The organism is Dysgonomonas sp. HDW5A (assembly GCF_011299555.1).
Taxonomy (GTDB): Bacteria; Bacteroidota; Bacteroidia; order Bacteroidales; family Dysgonomonadaceae; genus Dysgonomonas_A.
In genome coordinates this window covers 2,150,858-2,168,693 of record NZ_CP049857.1, presented here as the reverse complement: position 1 = coordinate 2,168,693, position 17,836 = coordinate 2,150,858, and the positions used below count along the sequence as shown (strand labels likewise).

The 17,836-nt window shown below is 37.6% G+C and carries 13 protein-coding genes; 8 read left to right on the top strand and 5 right to left on the bottom strand.

The window, feature by feature from the left end:
- Positions 1–75 precede the first annotated feature (75 nt).
- Positions 76–1,956, bottom strand: coding sequence for a YgiQ family radical SAM protein (locus G7050_RS08945; protein WP_166114163.1), 1,881 nt, complete (start codon positions 1,954–1,956; stop codon positions 76–78).
- A 147-nt stretch (positions 1,957–2,103) separates the two neighbouring features.
- A complete protein-coding gene (locus G7050_RS08940) occupies positions 2,104–2,691 on the bottom strand; it encodes a porin family protein (RefSeq protein WP_166114160.1) in 588 nt (195 codons plus the stop codon).
- A gap of 403 nt (positions 2,692–3,094) precedes the next feature.
- On the opposite strand from G7050_RS08940, the gene G7050_RS08935 reads away from it, so the two are divergent.
- Both G7050_RS08935 and G7050_RS08930 read left to right on the top strand, forming a co-directional pair.
- Positions 3,095–6,577 (top strand): tetratricopeptide repeat protein, encoded by a 3,483-nt coding sequence (locus tag G7050_RS08935; RefSeq protein ID WP_166114157.1) that lies wholly within the window; start codon positions 3,095–3,097, stop codon positions 6,575–6,577.
- Positions 6,578–6,630: 53 nt separating this feature from the next.
- Positions 6,631–7,071, top strand: coding sequence for a hypothetical protein (locus G7050_RS08930; protein WP_166114154.1), 441 nt, complete (start codon positions 6,631–6,633; stop codon positions 7,069–7,071).
- Positions 7,072–7,100: 29 nt separating this feature from the next.
- Here the strand turns inward: G7050_RS08930 and prmA are convergent, their stop codons facing one another.
- Positions 7,101–7,952 (bottom strand): 50S ribosomal protein L11 methyltransferase, encoded by an 852-nt coding sequence (gene prmA / locus G7050_RS08925; RefSeq protein WP_166114151.1) that lies wholly within the window; start codon positions 7,950–7,952, stop codon positions 7,101–7,103.
- A gap of 489 nt (positions 7,953–8,441) precedes the next feature.
- Between prmA and G7050_RS08920 the strand changes: the two genes are divergently transcribed.
- Positions 8,442–9,839 (top strand): hypothetical protein, encoded by a 1,398-nt coding sequence (locus G7050_RS08920; RefSeq protein WP_166114148.1) that lies wholly within the window; start codon positions 8,442–8,444, stop codon positions 9,837–9,839.
- Between the two features lie 94 nt (positions 9,840–9,933).
- Positions 9,934–11,481 (top strand): OmpP1/FadL family transporter, encoded by a 1,548-nt coding sequence (locus tag G7050_RS08915; protein WP_166114145.1) that lies wholly within the window; start codon positions 9,934–9,936, stop codon positions 11,479–11,481.
- A gap of 95 nt (positions 11,482–11,576) precedes the next feature.
- Here the strand turns inward: G7050_RS08915 and G7050_RS08910 are convergent, their stop codons facing one another.
- Positions 11,577–12,422: a hypothetical protein gene (locus G7050_RS08910; RefSeq protein ID WP_166114143.1), complete on the bottom strand. Its 846-nt coding sequence runs from the start codon at positions 12,420–12,422 to the stop codon at positions 11,577–11,579.
- A 343-nt stretch (positions 12,423–12,765) separates the two neighbouring features.
- On the opposite strand from G7050_RS08910, the gene panB reads away from it, so the two are divergent.
- The 4 genes from panB to G7050_RS08890 all read left to right on the top strand — a co-directional run bounded on the left by panB (position 12,766) and on the right by G7050_RS08890 (position 17,167).
- Entirely contained in the window at positions 12,766–13,584 is an 819-nt protein-coding gene (gene panB / locus G7050_RS08905) for a 3-methyl-2-oxobutanoate hydroxymethyltransferase (RefSeq protein ID WP_166114140.1), read from the top strand.
- Between the two features lie 88 nt (positions 13,585–13,672).
- Complete coding sequence (locus tag G7050_RS08900) at positions 13,673–15,745, top strand: DNA topoisomerase 3 (protein ID WP_166114137.1); 2,073 nt, start codon at positions 13,673–13,675, stop codon at positions 15,743–15,745.
- A gap of 4 nt (positions 15,746–15,749) precedes the next feature.
- Positions 15,750–16,283 carry an NUDIX domain-containing protein gene (locus G7050_RS08895; protein ID WP_166114134.1) on the top strand — a complete coding sequence of 178 codons (534 nt, stop codon included), beginning with the start codon at positions 15,750–15,752 and terminating at the stop codon, positions 16,281–16,283.
- Positions 16,280–17,167, top strand: coding sequence for a hypothetical protein (locus tag G7050_RS08890; RefSeq protein ID WP_166114131.1), 888 nt, complete (start codon positions 16,280–16,282; stop codon positions 17,165–17,167). The genes G7050_RS08895 and G7050_RS08890 overlap by 4 nt, the downstream gene beginning before the upstream one ends.
- A gap of 74 nt (positions 17,168–17,241) precedes the next feature.
- Here G7050_RS08890 and G7050_RS08885 read toward each other — a convergent pair whose 3' ends face one another.
- Positions 17,242–17,829, bottom strand: coding sequence for a hypothetical protein (locus G7050_RS08885; protein ID WP_166114128.1), 588 nt, complete (start codon positions 17,827–17,829; stop codon positions 17,242–17,244).
- Between the last annotated feature and the right edge of the window lie 7 nt (positions 17,830–17,836).

The following is a 17,836-nucleotide window of genomic DNA, read 5'->3' as shown; positions in this document are numbered from 1 at the left end:
AAAGTTAACAATTATAATTTATCCTTCGTTATAGTGTTTCGTTACTCTGTAAAAATAAAATATCAAATAGCTGAATTATTTTCTTCTCTTATTAAAATTCGGATTGTAACTTTTTGTCTTACTAACCGCATTTCCACCTGTTCCGGCAGGATATAACTTATTGAGTAAATCCTCTCTCTTCATTCCCTTTAACGATTTTATGATCTGAGGCTTATAATCGTTATTATACCAAAAGAAAAATTGTCTTTGAGCTAGTTTTTCTTCTTTTGTTTTGGGTGTAAATACTTTCTCGAGAGTATAAGGATGATAGCCTGTATAGTATATTTCAGTAGCCAAGGTCATTGGCGAAGGGGTAAAATCCTGCACCTGTTCCAAATTGAAACCCAAAGGCTTTGTTGTCACAGCCAATTCCGCCATTTCGACCTCGGTACATCCGGGATGTGACGATATGAAATAAGGAATCATTTGCTGTTTCATACCATAATCGTCATTCACTTTATCGAATATCTTCTTAAAAGCATAAAACTGACTGAAACTTGGTTTACGCATAAAATTGAGAACGGTATCAGATGTATGTTCAGGTGCTACTTTGAGACGTCCAGACACATGATTCTTAATCAACTCATGAGCATATTCTTCGGAAACCTTATTCAATTTATCATCATCCGAACGGTGAAGAAGCATATCGTATCTCACACCACTTCCGACAAACGATTTCTTGATTTTAGGAAGTGCATCTACCGATTTATATATGTCCAGCAATGCTGAGTGATCTACATTCAGGTTTTTACATATCTTGGGGTGAATACATGACGGGCGTTTACATTTACCGCAGATCGATTCATCCTTGCCACGCATGGCATACATATTTGCCGAAGGTCCTCCCAGGTCACTTAAATACCCTTTAAAGTCAGGCATTTCTGTAATTTGCTTTACTTCTTTAAGTATCGAATCTTTAGATCGTGAAGCTACAAACTTACCTTGATGGGCAGATATGGTACAAAAAGCACATCCACCAAAGCATCCACGGTGCATATTCACCGAGAATTTTATCATCTCGAAAGCCGGAATAGTTTTCTCTTTGTATTTAGGGTGAGGCAAGCGGGTGTATGGTAAATCAAAAGAAGCATCAATCTCATTCTCTTTCATCGGAGGGTAGGGTTGATTGATTATCACATATCCCGTTCCACATTGTTGTATTATTCGGGAGGCATTCATCATATTCGATTGCTCCTCTACAACTTTAAAATTCCTTGCTTGTTTCAGTTTATCCTTCAAACAATCTTCATGCGGAAAAAGAACCGTATCTTTTTCCTGCTCTGTATAAGAATCTGTTAAATAAACAGTTTGTTTAATATCCTTCAGATCAAGGATTGATTGACCGTCGTTTAATCGTTTTACAATTTCACGAAGAGGTTGTTCCCCCATTCCATACACAAGGATATCGGCTTTGGCATCAAACAATATCGATTTGCGAAGCACATCATCCCAGTAATCATAATGGGTTACCCTACGCAACGAAGCCTCTATTCCGCCCAAAACGACAGGAACATCGGGATACAATTCTTTCAGGATATTTGTATAAACGATTGAGGGTCTATCTGGACGCATGCCCGATTTACTATCAGGAGTATAAGCATCATCCGAACGCAAACGTTTGTTGGCCGTATAATGGTTTATCATCGAATCCATAGCACCTGCCGTAACTCCAAAAAACAAACGGGGCTTGCCGAGTTTCTTAAAATCGCGTAAATCGTCACGCCAGTTAGGCTGAGGTACTATAGCCACTTTTAATCCTTCGCTTTCTAATATTCGGCCAATTACAGCAGCACCAAAAGCAGGATGGTCTACATAAGCATCACCAGAGAAAAGTATAACATCCAGCTCTTCCCATCCTCTTAATTCTATCTCTTTTTTGGTTGTAGGCAACCAATCTGTTAATCTATATTCTTTCATTTGGACGCAAAAATACACCTTTTTAGTCTATTTGCAGAAAACTAGATAGTTAATAATAGAGCAAAGCTGATAGACTCTATTTATACCCAATAAAAAAAGCTTCTAAAAATAGAAGCTTTTTCGTTACTTATCTCGTATAGAAATGCATTAAAAGTACACAGCAGCAGTAATAGACCACGTTCTGTCTTTTACTTTATAATTGCCATTACTTTCTTTATAGTTGTCAGTCATACCCAAGCCGTAGTTAGCACCTAATTGAAGGAAGTGGAACAGTTCAACACCTCCACCAAAGTTTAACCCTGCACCAAAAGACTGGGCTTTCCATTGCTGATCAACGTCATTCCATATCTGGTCAAAATTTCCATCACCAGAAATCCTCAAGCTAATATAAGGTCCTGCATTTACAAAAGGTTGCACAGTTTTTGACAATGGATATTTAAACCTAATATTAACAGGCAAATCAATATAACCGTTTTTAGGACGGTCGCCTCCTCTAAACTTCATACCTCTTTCCGAATATAGAAGTCCACTTTCAAGACCAAACCCACCCTTGATCATCCACTCTAAAGATGCTCCAAGCTGAAAACCGGTAACATTCTTATCTACGAAATTATCTATATTCTTACCGGAAACTCCCGAAAGGTTTAATCCTCCTTTTACCCCAAATCGAAGTTGAGAAGATGCAGACAAAGCAAACATACTTAAACATACAAGTACTAAAAAATACTTTTTCATAATTAGTTAGTTGTTAAATTCACGCTATATTTAGAATAATATTATTCCACAAAATAATAATAAAGTCAGGTCTCTTTAAATAGAATATTGACAAACTGCATTATTTGAAGGATAAACTGAAAGATTACGCTATCAATTTACTGATATAGAATTCAAATCAAAAGCCGATACAGTCAGAAGCAGACTTACTCTCACTCAATCGTCCTCTTCGATATTTCCATTTTAAAATTCTAAGCTCATTTTTTGAGGTTGCAAGTATATGCATTTTTCGTCTAATATTTAATAGCTCTTTTCGTTTTTATTAAATACAAAAATTTCAATGATCAATAATTCTGCTACTTTTGTACTAAACAATTTGCTGTAGGTGAATATCTATATCAAACTTACAAAGTTCTGAATCAAGGTGTTTAAGTATAAATATATAATAGCGTCTGTCGTTATTCTGGCAATGTTGGGGTGTGCTTCTAAAAAGAATACATCAACAACCCGTATGTACCATGCCATAAACACCAAGTACAACATTTATTTTAATGCAAACGAAGCTTACAAAGGATCTTTAAAATCAAAACAAGCAGGTTATCAAGACAATCTCTCACAAATAATATCAATATATCCGGGAGCAATTGAAGAGGAAGAACTAAAGCAAAGAACGGGAGGCAGCTTTGATGTTACGGTAGATAAAACAACAAAAGCAATAAAAATCCACTCAATACGCACCAAACCCGAACGCGACCCGGCCAAGAGAAAAAATCAGGAATATCAGGCATGGCTAAAACAACAAGAGTTTAATCCTTTCCTGAAAAATGCATGGTTACTACTAGGTAAAGCCGAATTCCAGAACGAAGACTACATACAAGCTGTATCGACTCTATTATACGTAACCCGTCTTTACAAAGGAGATAATGATGTTGTAGCCGAAGCACGCATATGGATCGCCAAAGCATACACGGCTATGGGGTGGTTTTACGAAGCAGAAGATATATTTCATAAGATAAAACTGGCAGGAGGTGTTCCCGAAAATCTAACCGCAGAATACAATAAAGTATATGCCGATTTTCTGATCAAAAGAAAAGAATACGAAAAAGCAATACCATTCCTGGAACAAGCCATAAAAGATGAGAGCGACGGGTTTCAAAAAATACGCATGAAATATTTGCTGGGACAACTGTATTCGCATACCAAGAATCAGGAAAAAGCATTTCAAGCTTTTGAAAGCGTAACAGGGCTTAACACACCCTACCTTTACTCATTCAATGCTAAGATGCAACAAGCCTCGTTTGTAAACAGCTCCAATAAGCAAGAGATATTATCATTACTTACAAAAATGAGTAAAGATCCTAAAAACAAAGAATATCTCGATCAGGTATATTATGCTATCGGAAACATCTATTTAAACAACCAAGATACGGCAAAAGCTATAACTGAATACGAAAAAGCCGTCAAAGCAAGCACTCGTAACGGTTACGACAAAGCTCTGAGCCAGATTGCCTTGGGGGATATTTATTTTGCACAGCAAAAATACGCAAAAGCTCAGCCAAACTACTCCGAAGCACTAGCTTCTATAAGTAAAAAGCACGAAGCATACCCCAGAGTTACCCTTCGTGCAGAAGTGCTGGACGAATTAGTTGTCCATATAGAAGCTATACATTTACAGGACAGTCTCCAAAATCTGGCACAAAAGCCTTACGAAGAACAAGTAGCTGTTGTCACAAAGATAATTGCCGACCTTAGAAAAAAAGAAGAAGCCGAAAAGAGAGAACAGCAAAAGTTAGAAAGAGAGAATAATAATTCGTCGGCGATAAACCCAAACAGTCCGTTCTTCGAACAGAGTTCTCCAAATATTCCTTCAGCACCGGTCAACATTGGTGGCAATTCGTCATCATTCTATTTTTATAATCCTCAATTAGTAAACCAAGGAAAGGTCGCCTTCCAACGAAAATGGGGCAACCGAAAACTGGAAGATAATTGGCGCAGGCGTAATAAACGCGTAACCACTTTCGATGAAGGCAATACCAATCCCGAAGCAGACCAAACACCTAAGGATTCAGCCCAAACATCAGAACAAAAGGCAGAAACGCCTGCTAGTCAAGACGTGTATTCGCCCGAATTTTATCTGCAACAAATCCCGATGACACCAGAAGCCATTAAAGCTTCGAACGAAATCATCGAAAATGCATTCTTTAGTCTAGGTAAACTCTACAAAGACAAACTGGAAGATTACAACTTAGCGATAGATGCCTTCACAACTAATCTTTCTCGTTTTCCAAACGGACCGAATAGAGAGGAAATATACTATCAATTATTTCTCATTTACTTGAGGTTAGGAAATAAAGAAATGACAGAGTTGTATAGACGTTATCTCTTAAACTCTTTTCCTAAAAGTTCTTATGCGGCCGCATTAGCCGATCCTAATTATGAATGGAATCTCAGGAATATGCACCAGCTGGAAGATAATCTTTACCAGCAAACATATGAGGCGTATCTGGCAGCAAACATAAACACTGTTAGGGCAAACTATCAGTCGATGAAAGAAAAGTATCCTCTTTCAGCATTGATACCCAAGTTTATGTTTTTAAATGCTCTTACGTATGCCCAGACCAATGATCCTGATGAATTTAAGACTCACTTACGTGACCTGATCGAAAAGTATCCCAAAGCTGATGTTACGCCATTAGCCTCTGATATGCTAAAAGGTATTCTGGGAGGTAAAACATTATCATCCGACTCATCTCCTGCACGTGGAATGATATGGGATATAAGATTCGGAACAGGCCAGAATCCGGAAGAAATGGCAGGCGTAGACTTTGTCGCTAATCCGGATGCAGAATACATGCTTTTGTTTATCTATAAATCGCAAACTATAGATAAAAATCAGCTTATATATGATGTTGCAAGCTATAATTTCTCCAGCTTCATTTATCAAACATTTGACTTAAGCTTTACTGAAGCCAATTCGTTAGAAATGTTACAGGTAAAAGGATTTAAATCGCTGGCTGAAATTGAAATGTATATAGATAAAGCTTTCGACAAAAACTCATTAATGTCTGAACTCGATCCGTCGATAATTCCTCTTCCGATATCTACCGACAACTTTGTTGCACTGATGAATGGTAAGAGCCTCAATGAGTATTTCTTATTCTTTGAGAAGAATTATACTAGAGAAATGATCAAATTAATCATGTATTGGAATCAACAGCGAAATAAGATTCCGCCAACAGCAGAAGATAAACCCCAGCCTGAGCCAGAAACAACAACTCCTGTGGTCGAAGAACCTAAACCTGAGGTAAAACCGACTAAACCTGCACCTCCAAGGAAAATTACCCCTCTTGTTAGTGAAGAGGAATCTGAAGATAAAGGAAAAGAAATAGGAGTAAGTGATGTTTTATCGGATGATCAGATAGAGCAAGTTGACAATGTTATAAACAAAACAATTGACATAATAAATAATCCTGTAGACGGTCTGAAAAATCTGTTCAACTCATCAGGAAATAAACCCAAGTTGACTAAGGAAGAAAAGGCTGCTCAAAAGGCAGAAAACAAACGCCTCAAAGATCTTGAGAAACAACGCAAAGCTAAGGTCAAAGCCGAAGAACAAGCTCTGATAGATGCTGAACAGGCACGACTAGATTCGATTAGTAATGCCGAAAAACAAAAACAAGCCGAAGAACGAGCCGCCGCAGAAGCTAAAATAAATGAACAAAAAGAAACTGTAAAGGCTCGGGAAGATGCACGTAAACAACGTCAGCAGGAGCTAAAAGAAAAAGAAAAAGCTCAAAAGGAAAGATTAAAAGAGCGTGAACGTGAACGCAAGGAACGCCTAAAACAGCGTGAAGCCGAGCGCAAGGAAAAAGAACGTCTTGCTAAAGAAAAAGCGAAGAAGAAATAAACAAATAGAAGTCACTTGATGTTAATCAAACAGAATAACTAACAAATCAGAAAATGGGAACAACAACCAGCTCGTGGAAGAAAACATTTACTAAAATATTTATTGTACTGATAATATTAGTAATAGGAGGTGTAATTGCATACTTCTACCTTCCCTATGGAGACAGTAGCGTAAAAGCAGGACAGCTTAATTATGTCATGCACAAAGGAGTCATATTTAAAACATACGAAGGCAAATTAATACAGACAGGTATTAAAACCGGAACAACGGGAGGCGTACAATCTAATGAGTTTGAATTCTCTATAGAGAATAAAGAATTAGCCAAACAATTGATGAATTTGGCGGGACAAAACGTAAAACTCCATTACAAAGAATATTTTGGAGCTCTGCCGTGGAGAGGCTATACCCGCTTTATTGTAGACAGTATTGTTGCGATAGAAGAAGCTCCAAATCCAAACATAAATGTAGATCCTAATTCTCTAATAAATTATTAAGATTTAGTATAAAATAAAAAAGGACTAGTTTAAACTAGTCCTTTTTTTATAAACTTCACATTAGCCCAGTTGTCCTTATTATGCGAATGGACAAATGTCAAACTATGCTTGTTACACTCCTCTTTTAGAGCAGGTATATCCTCCGTATAAAAACCACTCATAAACAATACCCCATCAGCATTAAGCACTGATGCATACACATGAATATCATTGAGTAAAATATTTCGATTGATATTTGCCAATACAACATCAAATGTTTTATCTGAGGTCAAAAGTTCGGCTCCACCAATTTGAACATCTACATTAGAGACTTTATTTAAGTCCAGATTTTCCTTAGCATTATCGTATGCCCATTCGTCAATATCTATAGCCAAGATAGGATCAGCACCTCTCATAGATGCAAGAATAGCTAAAATAGCAGTTCCACATCCCATATCTAAAACCGACTTGCCGGCAAAATCCATATTCAGTATTTCACGGATCATTAGTTCTGTTGTCTGATGATGTCCTGTACCAAAGGCCATTTTAGGGTCTATATATATATTATATTCATAAGTAGCCGGTTCTTTATGGAAGGTACTTTGAATGATACATTTATCATCAATAATAAGAGGTTTAAAGTAATTCTTTTCCCACTCCTCATTCCAATCTTTACCTTCAATAAGGCTCGTTGTATAAGTTATCTTAGCCTCCAAAGGAAAATTATTAAGAACTCCCTCTACCGTTTCCTCGTCATAAAGGCTTTCTTGAATATAGGCAGTCAATCCGGTTGCAGTATCCACAAAACTTTCGAAACCCACTTCACCCAACTCTGCAGATAATACCTCTGTTACAATCTCATCGTGAGGAATACAAACAAATACTGCTTCGATATAATTCATTTTGATATATATTTTTTATGTATTATAAACATCCAATTTAAAGAAGAAGACAAAGATAGTTAATTCGATTTCCGTCCATTTATAGTCTTCATCATTTAGCATCAGCTTTAATAATTGGCAAAAATATAGTTTTTACGCCAATAAGTTTCTACGTTTCTCTCTTTTCGAAACATTTAATGATAGTTATGTCAATTATTTTTTGTATTTTTTTGTTTCTTTACAAAAGAATCTGGTTTTTCAAAAACAAAGACTAAAGTTCAAACGTTTAGCTTTCATCGAGTTCTGTTTATACAGGTCTGAGCTATTCTGTTTTTTAGATTTGTTAAGGATATTGCGAGCAACAGAGCTGGTATTTTTGCATCTTTGTTATAAAAAAATAGACTTTCTTTGATGTGTCTATTAAACCATTTAGTACTTTAGCAAGTCTAAGGAGTAAATAAGTAAAAATTTGAAATCGAATTTACATATAACTAGAGAGGAGATAAAATAATGAAAAGGAGTAAATTGTTATTATTAGCAGCGTTGTTGCCATTAGCGAGTTTCTCTCAAAATTGGGGTGATGACATCTATGGTTCATCTCCTAACAGAAGACAAAATCGAAATTCACAAAGGAATACAACTCCCGCAACCAATGTTTATATAGAAAATGCCAATAATAATGTAAATATCTCTACAAGAGGAGATGTTTCGGTAGGTGTCGATGAAGGCACTAATGTAAGCATTAATTCACAAAGTGATTTCATAAATGAATTTGACCTAAGATACGAAGCACCTAATAGTGTAAGAATTTCGAGCGATGACAACATTAATGTCTTTGTCTTGAATGGTTCTTTAGATGACTATTATGCAAACAGTCTAACCACTACCATGGCATGGAGAAATGACCCTTGGAACGACCCTTGGAACAACTGGGGTTGGAACATGGGCATGGGCATGGGCTGGGGCATGCGTCCCTGGGGCATGTGGGGTCCCGGTTGGGGCTGGGGCATGGGTATGGGTCCCGGTTGGGGCTGGAACATGGGCTGGGGCTGGGGTGGCGGCTGGAACATGGGCTGGGGCTGGGGCGGCGGCTGGGGCATGGGTCCCGGTTGGGGCTGGGGCGGAGCCTGGGGTCCCGGTTGGGGCGGTGGCTGGGGTGGCGGTTGGAACCGTCCAAGAGCTAACTACAACAGACCCGGCAGAACAACTTCCAGAGACTCTTCACGCAACTCCTCACGTAATTCTTCAGGAAGAAACTCCAGTACAAACCGTGATAGAGGTTCCTCAGCAAGAGATACGAATGGACGTGGCTCTGGTGCAACCAGAGAGTCCGGACGTACTTCAACAAGAGAATCAGGACGTACCACTACAGGCAGAGATGCTGCAGGACGTGGAACAGGAAGATATGAAGGTACTCGCAGTAGTACAACCAGAGAAAATTCAGGACGTAATTCAACAAGAGAATCAGGAGTAAGTACAAGACCTACAACAACAAACAACAGAGGTACAAGTGCAACAGGCAGCAGAACTTCGGTCAACCGAAATGCTACTTACGATGCAGGTACTGGTCGAATAGTTACTAATTCTCCAACCCGAAATACAACAGGTTCTACGACTAATAGAGCAGGTAGTACAACCAATAGAGGTACAACAACAAATAACAGAGGTGGAGCAGTAACCAACCAGGGTTCTTCAAGAACAAATAGTGGAACAAGTGCAAGACCTGCAACAAATAACAACAGAAACTTCAACACAGGAAGTTCATCCAATAGCAGATCGTCAGGCTCTTCTGTACAAAGATCATCACCTAGCAGCAGTAGCGGACGTTCATCCGGCGGAGCTAGCAGCGGCGGACGCTCATCCAGTGGTGGTGGAGGTTCGAGCCGCAGCAGTGGAGGACGCAGGTAACATTAATTGGAAGAAAAAGAAATTGAATAAAAACAAAAAAGCTATTTTAGCTGTTTAAACTAAAATAGCTTTTTTTAAGAAAAAAACAATAACTATGAAACGTATTTTTATTCTTGCTTTACTTTCCGCTTCTTTCACAGGATCGGCATTAGCACAAGGAGAGATGGATGCTTTCAACCTGTCTTATAATGGATTGAAAGGAACAGCCCGCTCTGTTGCAATGGGGGGTGCCTTTGGTGCTTTGGGAGGCGACATTTCGGGGATTGCCATAAATCCTGCCGGAATTGGTGTGTACACGACATCTGAGGTAGTAACAACGCTGAATTTCACAAATACAAGGACTAAAACCGATTTGTACGGAAGCAGAACAGATGACAGCAAATTCAAGTTTAGTTTTGATAATTTAGCATTTGTAGGAACAGTGCCATTACATAGTGATGTTGCTCCATTAATTAATTTTGGTTTTTCTTATAATCGCTTGCAATCTTTTGATCGAAGATACACGATGCATGGTAATTTTCTAAATCAATCACAAACACAATATATAGCAAATCGAGTAGAAGGAATTCCATCTAGAGATCTAGAGTTAAGTCAGGATCCTTTTTTTGATCGATCTTCTGATTATTGGTTGGGAGCCTTAGCCTATAATACAGGTATGATTTCTCCCACAGTACCAGGAGGTAATGGAGATCGATACGAATCTGTTATTAAAACAATGAATGACCCTACTGTAGATAATTTTCTACATGTTTTTGAAAGAGGATCTATAGATTCTTACGACTTCAACATGGGTACTACTTTTGCTGATATGCTTAGTGCCGGTCTTTCGGTATCTGTTACAGATATTAGTTATAATGTAACAACCCTTTATAGTGAAGATTTATATGAAGGGCAGAATACAAATCCCGCTCATTTTTATGATTTTGACAATCAGCTGAGAACAGATGGTTCAGGTTGGCAAGTAAAAGCTGGACTTATTTTTAAACCTATTCAAGAATTAAGAATTGGAGTTGCCTATCATTCTCCAACATGGTATAATATGACTGATTCTTATACTGTACTCATGGATAACGGCAGTACTACTGTTTCCTCCAGAGCGGAAGAAGGAGTTGTTTTCAGTGACTATAAATTCCGCACACCCGATAAATGGGTATTCAGTTTAGCGGGAATTATTGCTCAAAGAGCTATAATAAGTGCAGACTATGAACTTACGAATTACGCCAGTATGAACCTGCAAGATAGAAACGGTTTCGGATTATCAGCAAACCAAGATATCAAAGAAGATTTTAGAAGTTCATCTACCCTAAGGGTAGGAGGCGAGTTTCGTATCACTCCACAATTTTCGGGACGTGTAGGCTATATGTGGCAACAAAGTCCGGTGAAGGATATACTCAGAAACGGAAGTGCAAATGGCACACACACAGCTGCTACTGCAGGAACTATTACTAATTATTCTCTTGTAGGAAATGCTAATTATTTCACTTACGGTCTTGGATATAGATTTACACCTCAATTTTATACGGATGTGGCATTTGTAATGCAAAATCGCACCGATGATCTATACACACATGGAGGATCTGATAAAACAGAACTTAAAAATAATATGTTCAGCGGTCTACTAACCATAGGATATAGATTCTAAAAAATAAAAGATATAAAAAGATATACACAGAAAAGCTGTACTCGTTATGAGTACAGCTTTTCTGTGTATATACATGTTTTTTCGCCATTATAGAATTATCTTCTGCTAGGCAGTCCATTAGAACCTCCTCTATCTCCAGTTGTCCTGCCTTGCTCATTCTCTGTCCATTGAATCTCTGTCCATTTACTTTTGGGTAGATATCTAAATGATTCAAAAGGTGAATGAGTAAGACGATTCCACTCTGTTGTAAGATATGCTAATAGAGCTTCTTGAGATCCACCATTCGATCCTTGAATGCTATTTCTCGCAATATCACTAATAGAACTTGGTGGAATTTCAACTTTTACCGTACCACTTATATACATGATCTCTGAATAGTAGGCAAATATCCATGTCTCATCTGTCATATTGAGAATTCTAAATGAAAGTACCCTTTTATCACCCCAACCATATTGCATAACCGAACGCTCTTGGATACCTTCATCTCCATTAGCCGAAAATATCTTATTATTACCGTAAGAATCAAATAAGACAACCGCACCAATCATAGGTTTAAACTCTACAATACCACTCCCCGAATTGCCCCCTCTTCCACCACCAGCAGCAGACCCTCTTAGCTCCATATGAGAAGACTCTTCTGATAAAGAGAATGCTTTTTTATCAATAACTACCCTATCTTCATTGAATGTAATTGAATAGTTATTCGAATATTTAGCAGCATTTAATATATCAGACGCTTCTTTATTCTCGAATATTAAACTATCTCCAACCTTAGTATAAGCCGTAGAATACTTTTTCCCTTCAAATACAAACTCGATGAGACTCTCTGGAATAGTTTGTTCAGATACAGCTTGCTTAGTAATATCTTCATTATCCTCATTATTACATGAAAATAAAGTTAACAAGAAAAATGATGTAATAAATAATAACGCTTTTTTCATAATTGTTTTGTGTTTTTAATCTAAAAAATTATATCTACATCTGATTTATATTAAAATGTAGATTCTCTAATCTACATAAATTAGAGATTTACAGCCCCCTGATAATTATACTTTAACTCACTTCAAGCGAGAATGAGAGAACTTATTGAGATAAGCTGCACTGTTTAAATAGTGCAGCTTTTTCTGTTTATAATATTTATTACCATTTGCTTTTTATACATTTGCATAGCTAAAAATACCAATAAAGGTCTTAGACCTTTTTGTTATCCATCTTGAATATAAGACCTACTTTTTAGGTATAATTTTAAGATGTGCATTAAATTCTAACTTTTATTTAAAGATTATGTCAACTTATACAGAAGACAACCGCAAAGTAACGACTCATCGTTTACTGGAAATGAAGCAACGAGGCGAAAAGATCTCAATGCTTACAGCGTATGATTTTTCTATGGCTTCGATCGTAGATCAGGCAGGCATGGATGTAATTCTGATAGGCGATTCGGCCTCCAATGTTATGGCAGGAAACACGACCACCCTACCTATGACGCTTGATCAGATGATTTATCATGGCAGATCGGTTGTAAATGGAGTAAAACGAGCTTTAGTTATTGTAGATATGCCATTCGGAACCTGCTCGGGTAACCCCACGCTTTCTCTTGAAGCTGCAATCAGAATAATGAAGGAGACAGGTGCCGATGCTTTAAAGATTGAAGGAGGTAAAGAAATTATTGCAGATATTAAAAAGATTATCGATGCAGGTATTCCGGTTATGGGACATTTGGGATTAATGCCTCAATCGATAAATAAATATGGTACCTATGCTGTACGGGCTAAAGAAGGAACGGAAGCTCAAAAACTCATTGATGATGCACGCCTTCTACAAGAAGTTGGATGTTTTGGTATAGTATTGGAGAAAATTCCGGCTACATTAGCAGAACAAGTTGCCAAAGAATTAACGATTCCTATGATCGGTATAGGAGCAGGTGGAGGTGTTGACGGACAAGTACTCGTGATTCATGATATGCTGGGCATTAATAAAGACTTCTCACCTAAATTCTTACGTCGTTATGCAGACCTTCATACCATAATGAGTGAAGCAGTGCAATCATATATAAAGGACGTCAAGGAATCAGACTTTCCTAACGAAAAAGAAAGCTATTAAAGTATCAGACCTTTAATTCAAAGAAGTTTCACTAAATAAAATATGTACAGCATGTCTGTTTGAGTTATAGCAGACATGCTTCTTTAATATGAAAGTTTGTATAGCCGAAAAGCCAAGTGTAGCCCGAGAGATAGCCAATGTTCTAGGAGCAAAAAACAAAAAAGACGGATATTTTGAAGGAAACGGATACCAAGTTACCTGGACATTCGGTCATTTTTGTACCCTCAAAGAACCCCATGAATATTATCCCCAATGGAAACGTTGGTCATTGGATTTACTACCGATGATCCCTCCCCGATTTGGGATCAGGTTAATAGATAATCAGGGAATCACCAAACAGTTTTCGGTTATCGAAACCCTGTTTGCAAATGCTGAAGAGATAATAAACTGTGGTGATGCCGGGCAAGAAGGAGAGCTTATACAACGCTGGGTAATGCAAAAGGCACAGGCTAAATGCCCTGTTAAACGTCTCTGGATTTCATCACTTACCGAAGACGCCATACGTGAAGGTTTTCAGAACCTACGGGCACAAAGCGATTTTGACAAGCTGTATGAGGCCGGATTATCACGTGCCATAGGCGATTGGTTACTGGGAATGAATGCAACCAGACTGTATACCATAAAGTATGGGCAAAACAAGTCCGTCCTATCCATTGGAAGGGTACAGACCCCTACTCTGGCATTGATTGTAAACAGACAATTAGAAATAGAGAACTTTAAACCCGAGCCTTATTGGGAATTAAAGACCATCTATAGAGCGACAACCTTCTCTGCAACTAAAGGAAGATTTACAACTCAGGAAGAAGGTGAGAAATTTCTCGAAGTAATCAAATTGTCAGATTTTGAAGTAACAGATGTTACAACAAAAGCGGGAGAAGAGCTCCCCCCACGATTATTCGACCTGACATCGTTACAGGTAGAATGCAACAAAAAATTTGCCTTTTCGGCAGAAGATACATTGAAAACAATACAATCGCTATACGAAAAGAAGCTTACGACTTATCCTCGTGTTGATACTACTTTTCTAAGTGATGATATATTTCCTAAAGTACCCGCAACTTTAAAAGGATTGATGGGTTATGAAGATTTAGTAGCACCCATACTTGCAGCAAAAATCAAGAAATCGAAAAAAGTATTTGATAACAGTAAGGTGACCGATCACCACGCTATCATTCCGACAGGTGTAAGAGCAAATGCCCTTACCGAAAATGAACGTAAGGTATACGATATGGTAACCCGACGATTTATAGCCGTATTTTATCCAAATTGTAAAGTGTCTACCACTACTGTTTTAGGAGAAGCAGCTAAGGTTGAATTTAAGGTGACCGGAAAACAAATACTAGATCCGGGATGGAGAGTGGTGTTCGAAAAACAATCAAACAACTCCTCATCCGATGACTCTGAAAGTAATGACAAGGATGAAGAGAATATTCTTCCTACATTTGAAAAAGGAGAAAGTGGATCACACGAACCTTCTTTAACTGAAAAGTGGACTTCTCCTCCTAAATATTATACCGAAGCGACTCTACTTCGGGCGATGGAAACAGCAGGTAAATTTGTCGAAAATGATGAACTCAGAGATGCCCTGAAAGAAAACGGTATAGGGCGCCCGTCTACGCGTGCTGCCATTATAGAAACCCTGTTTAAACGTAATTATATTCGTAAAGAAAAGAAGAATCTTCTGGCTACAATTACAGGAGTACAATTGATACAAACCATCCAAGAGGAATTACTAAAATCGGCAGAACTTACCGGAATTTGGGAAAATAAGCTTAGACAAATAGAGCGTAATCAATACGATACAAAAATATTCATAGATGAGCTAAAGCAAATGCTGACTCAAATAGTTATGAATGTCCGTAACGATTATTCAAGAAAGTCTATAGAAATAGAAGAAGTAAAAGAACCGGAAACAAAGCCCGCAAAAAAGACTTCTCCACGCAAGAAAAAAGAGCCTACTGAAAAGAAAAAAGAAAAAGAAGCAACACAAAAGTCTGACAGAGCAGTATTATGCCCTCTTTGTAAAAAAGGAAATCTTTTGAAAGGAAAAGCAGCCTATGGCTGCTCGGAATGGAAATCGGGATGTACTTTCCGTTTAGGATTTGACGGCAGTGTTGAAAACTTAAGTAATGATGAATTAAGAAACTTCTTAGACAAATAACATTATGCAAGAAGAAATATTTCCTTTGGTAGATGAACAAGGCAATGTGATTGGCCAAGCAACACGCAGTCAGTGCCATAGTGGCTCTATGCTGTTACATCCGGTAATACATCTCCATGTTTTTAATGAGGAAGGCAAATTATATATGCAAAAACGTTCATCAACTAAAGATATACAACCCGACAAATGGGATTCTTCGGTTGGGGGGCACATTGATCTGAATGAGAGCCCTTCGGAGGCTGCGTCAAGAGAAGCCGGAGAAGAAATAGGTTTAAATGATCTGACCTTGCATTACCTCGATAAGTATATCATAGAAACCGACAGGGAGAGAGAACTTACTTATTGCTTCTATACCATAACCAATCAAATCCCGCAAATAGATCTGAAAGAGGTATCCGACGGTCGTTTCTGGGAGATATCTGAAATCAAAAACCAGTTAGGAAAAGATATATTTACACCGAATTTCGAACTTGATTTCGGACATTTTCTATCCAAAGGGCTTGACCATTTACTTAAAGAAAACATGAATAGCATATGATACAGTTCAAATTAATAAAAGACGGAAGCAGCGTTCGCAAACACGATCAGGATATACTTAAAACTACAATACAGAGCCTTACTGAGGATGAAGACAGCTATATCATCCTAGAGCCTAAAAACCCGATAGAAAACAGTATTTACATACAAGCAATCAAGCAAAACAACGAGTACTATGCTGAAATAAGATTTGTATTTGGAACGGATGATAATTTCAAACACTATAGCCGTACATATGCTACTCAAGAGGAAATTATAAACCTATTTTCGCAGTATTATACAAAGGGAAAAGTTCCCAATATCAATGAATGGAATGACGATAGTGCCCTAAATACAGAAGAGACCGATCTGAAAATGGTAAAACTATACAAGAAATCGGATAGTGCAACCTATTATTTTGAAATCTGGGTAAATGAAGATAAAACACTTACTATCCATCAAGGAAAATTAGGAGAAGTAGGAGAAACTGAAAATCTGGATACTAAAAACAATGATCTCTCTACAGATCTTTTATTAGCTAAATATATCAGCGAACAAAAAGAAGCCGGTTATGAAGAAGTAAATGATTTAACTGAATTCATTGTTCAATATTCATATGAAAAAAACGCTGATGAAGCAGAGCTAATCGAAAAAAGAGATTATGTGGAATCGCTATTCAACAATTGTCTGGGCTGGACGGGTAATGGGCATTGTGACGGAGGAGATATCGGATCGGCGACAATGAATATTTTTTGTTATGTTGTAGACAAAAACATAGCAATACATACTATTTTAGAAGTTCTGGAAGAGGAAGATCTTTTAGATAATCTAAAGATTGCATATGCTGACGAAATCACTGAAGAATATATAGGACTTTATCCTCCACAAACAGATTTTATACTCTAATTGAAGACATATATAAATAAGAAAAGAACCGATTAATCAGATTGACTAGTCGGTTCTTCCGTTTTTATCATTTGTTACTTACCTCCAAACGTGAAGCTTACAGGAAAGTACGCAGGAGATGTAATTGGTGTCCCTCCAATCATAAAGGTTGGTTTGATCTGAACCTTTACATTAGACTTAGTATCTCCTATTCCAATAAAATTCTTAGCAATGTTTTGTACTGCCGATTTTGAATTATTAGTCATCAGCGTTGCAAGATCAACTCCAATATTTAAAGGTAAAATTTGACTTGTACCCGCGGCGATATTCATTGTTTGATCAACATGTCCTGTGGTAAACTGAATATCATCGATGCTGATGATATACTGTAATCCGTTCATTATAGCAGCTGTCGAGTTTGGGTTTTTCACATCCAGATTCAGTGTGAAATTCATTGGTATCGATGAAGCCGTCCCTCCCAATATTCCTAATAGTTTAGGAATGTAAGTTGGCGAAATTCCATTCGATAAATTCATCCCCGATACGGTTAAATTTGAAATCGATTTATAATCATATTCACATTTAGTTACATTATAGGCACTCGTAAGGTCATTAGTTACCCCACAGCCCGAGAATAGTATTGTTGCACAAAGCAATAAGAATACCAATAGCTTCTGTTTCATTGTATAT

Coding starts and splice junctions, on each gene's coding strand:
- G7050_RS08945 (WP_166114163.1), bottom strand. CDS start 1,956: ATGAAAGAATATAGATTAACAGATTGGTTGCCTACAACCAAAAAAGAG.
- G7050_RS08940 (WP_166114160.1), bottom strand. CDS start 2,691: ATGAAAAAGTATTTTTTAGTACTTGTATGTTTAAGTATGTTTGCTTTG.
- G7050_RS08930 (WP_166114154.1), top strand. CDS start 6,631: ATGGGAACAACAACCAGCTCGTGGAAGAAAACATTTACTAAAATATTT.
- prmA (WP_166114151.1), bottom strand. CDS start 7,952: ATGAATTATATCGAAGCAGTATTTGTTTGTATTCCTCACGATGAGATT.
- G7050_RS08920 (WP_166114148.1), top strand. CDS start 8,442: ATGAAAAGGAGTAAATTGTTATTATTAGCAGCGTTGTTGCCATTAGCG.
- G7050_RS08915 (WP_166114145.1), top strand. CDS start 9,934: ATGAAACGTATTTTTATTCTTGCTTTACTTTCCGCTTCTTTCACAGGA.
- G7050_RS08910 (WP_166114143.1), bottom strand. CDS start 12,422: ATGAAAAAAGCGTTATTATTTATTACATCATTTTTCTTGTTAACTTTA.
- panB (WP_166114140.1), top strand. CDS start 12,766: ATGTCAACTTATACAGAAGACAACCGCAAAGTAACGACTCATCGTTTA.
- G7050_RS08900 (WP_166114137.1), top strand. CDS start 13,673: ATGAAAGTTTGTATAGCCGAAAAGCCAAGTGTAGCCCGAGAGATAGCC.
- G7050_RS08895 (WP_166114134.1), top strand. CDS start 15,750: ATGCAAGAAGAAATATTTCCTTTGGTAGATGAACAAGGCAATGTGATT.
- G7050_RS08890 (WP_166114131.1), top strand. CDS start 16,280: ATGATACAGTTCAAATTAATAAAAGACGGAAGCAGCGTTCGCAAACAC.
- G7050_RS08885 (WP_166114128.1), bottom strand. CDS start 17,829: ATGAAACAGAAGCTATTGGTATTCTTATTGCTTTGTGCAACAATACTA.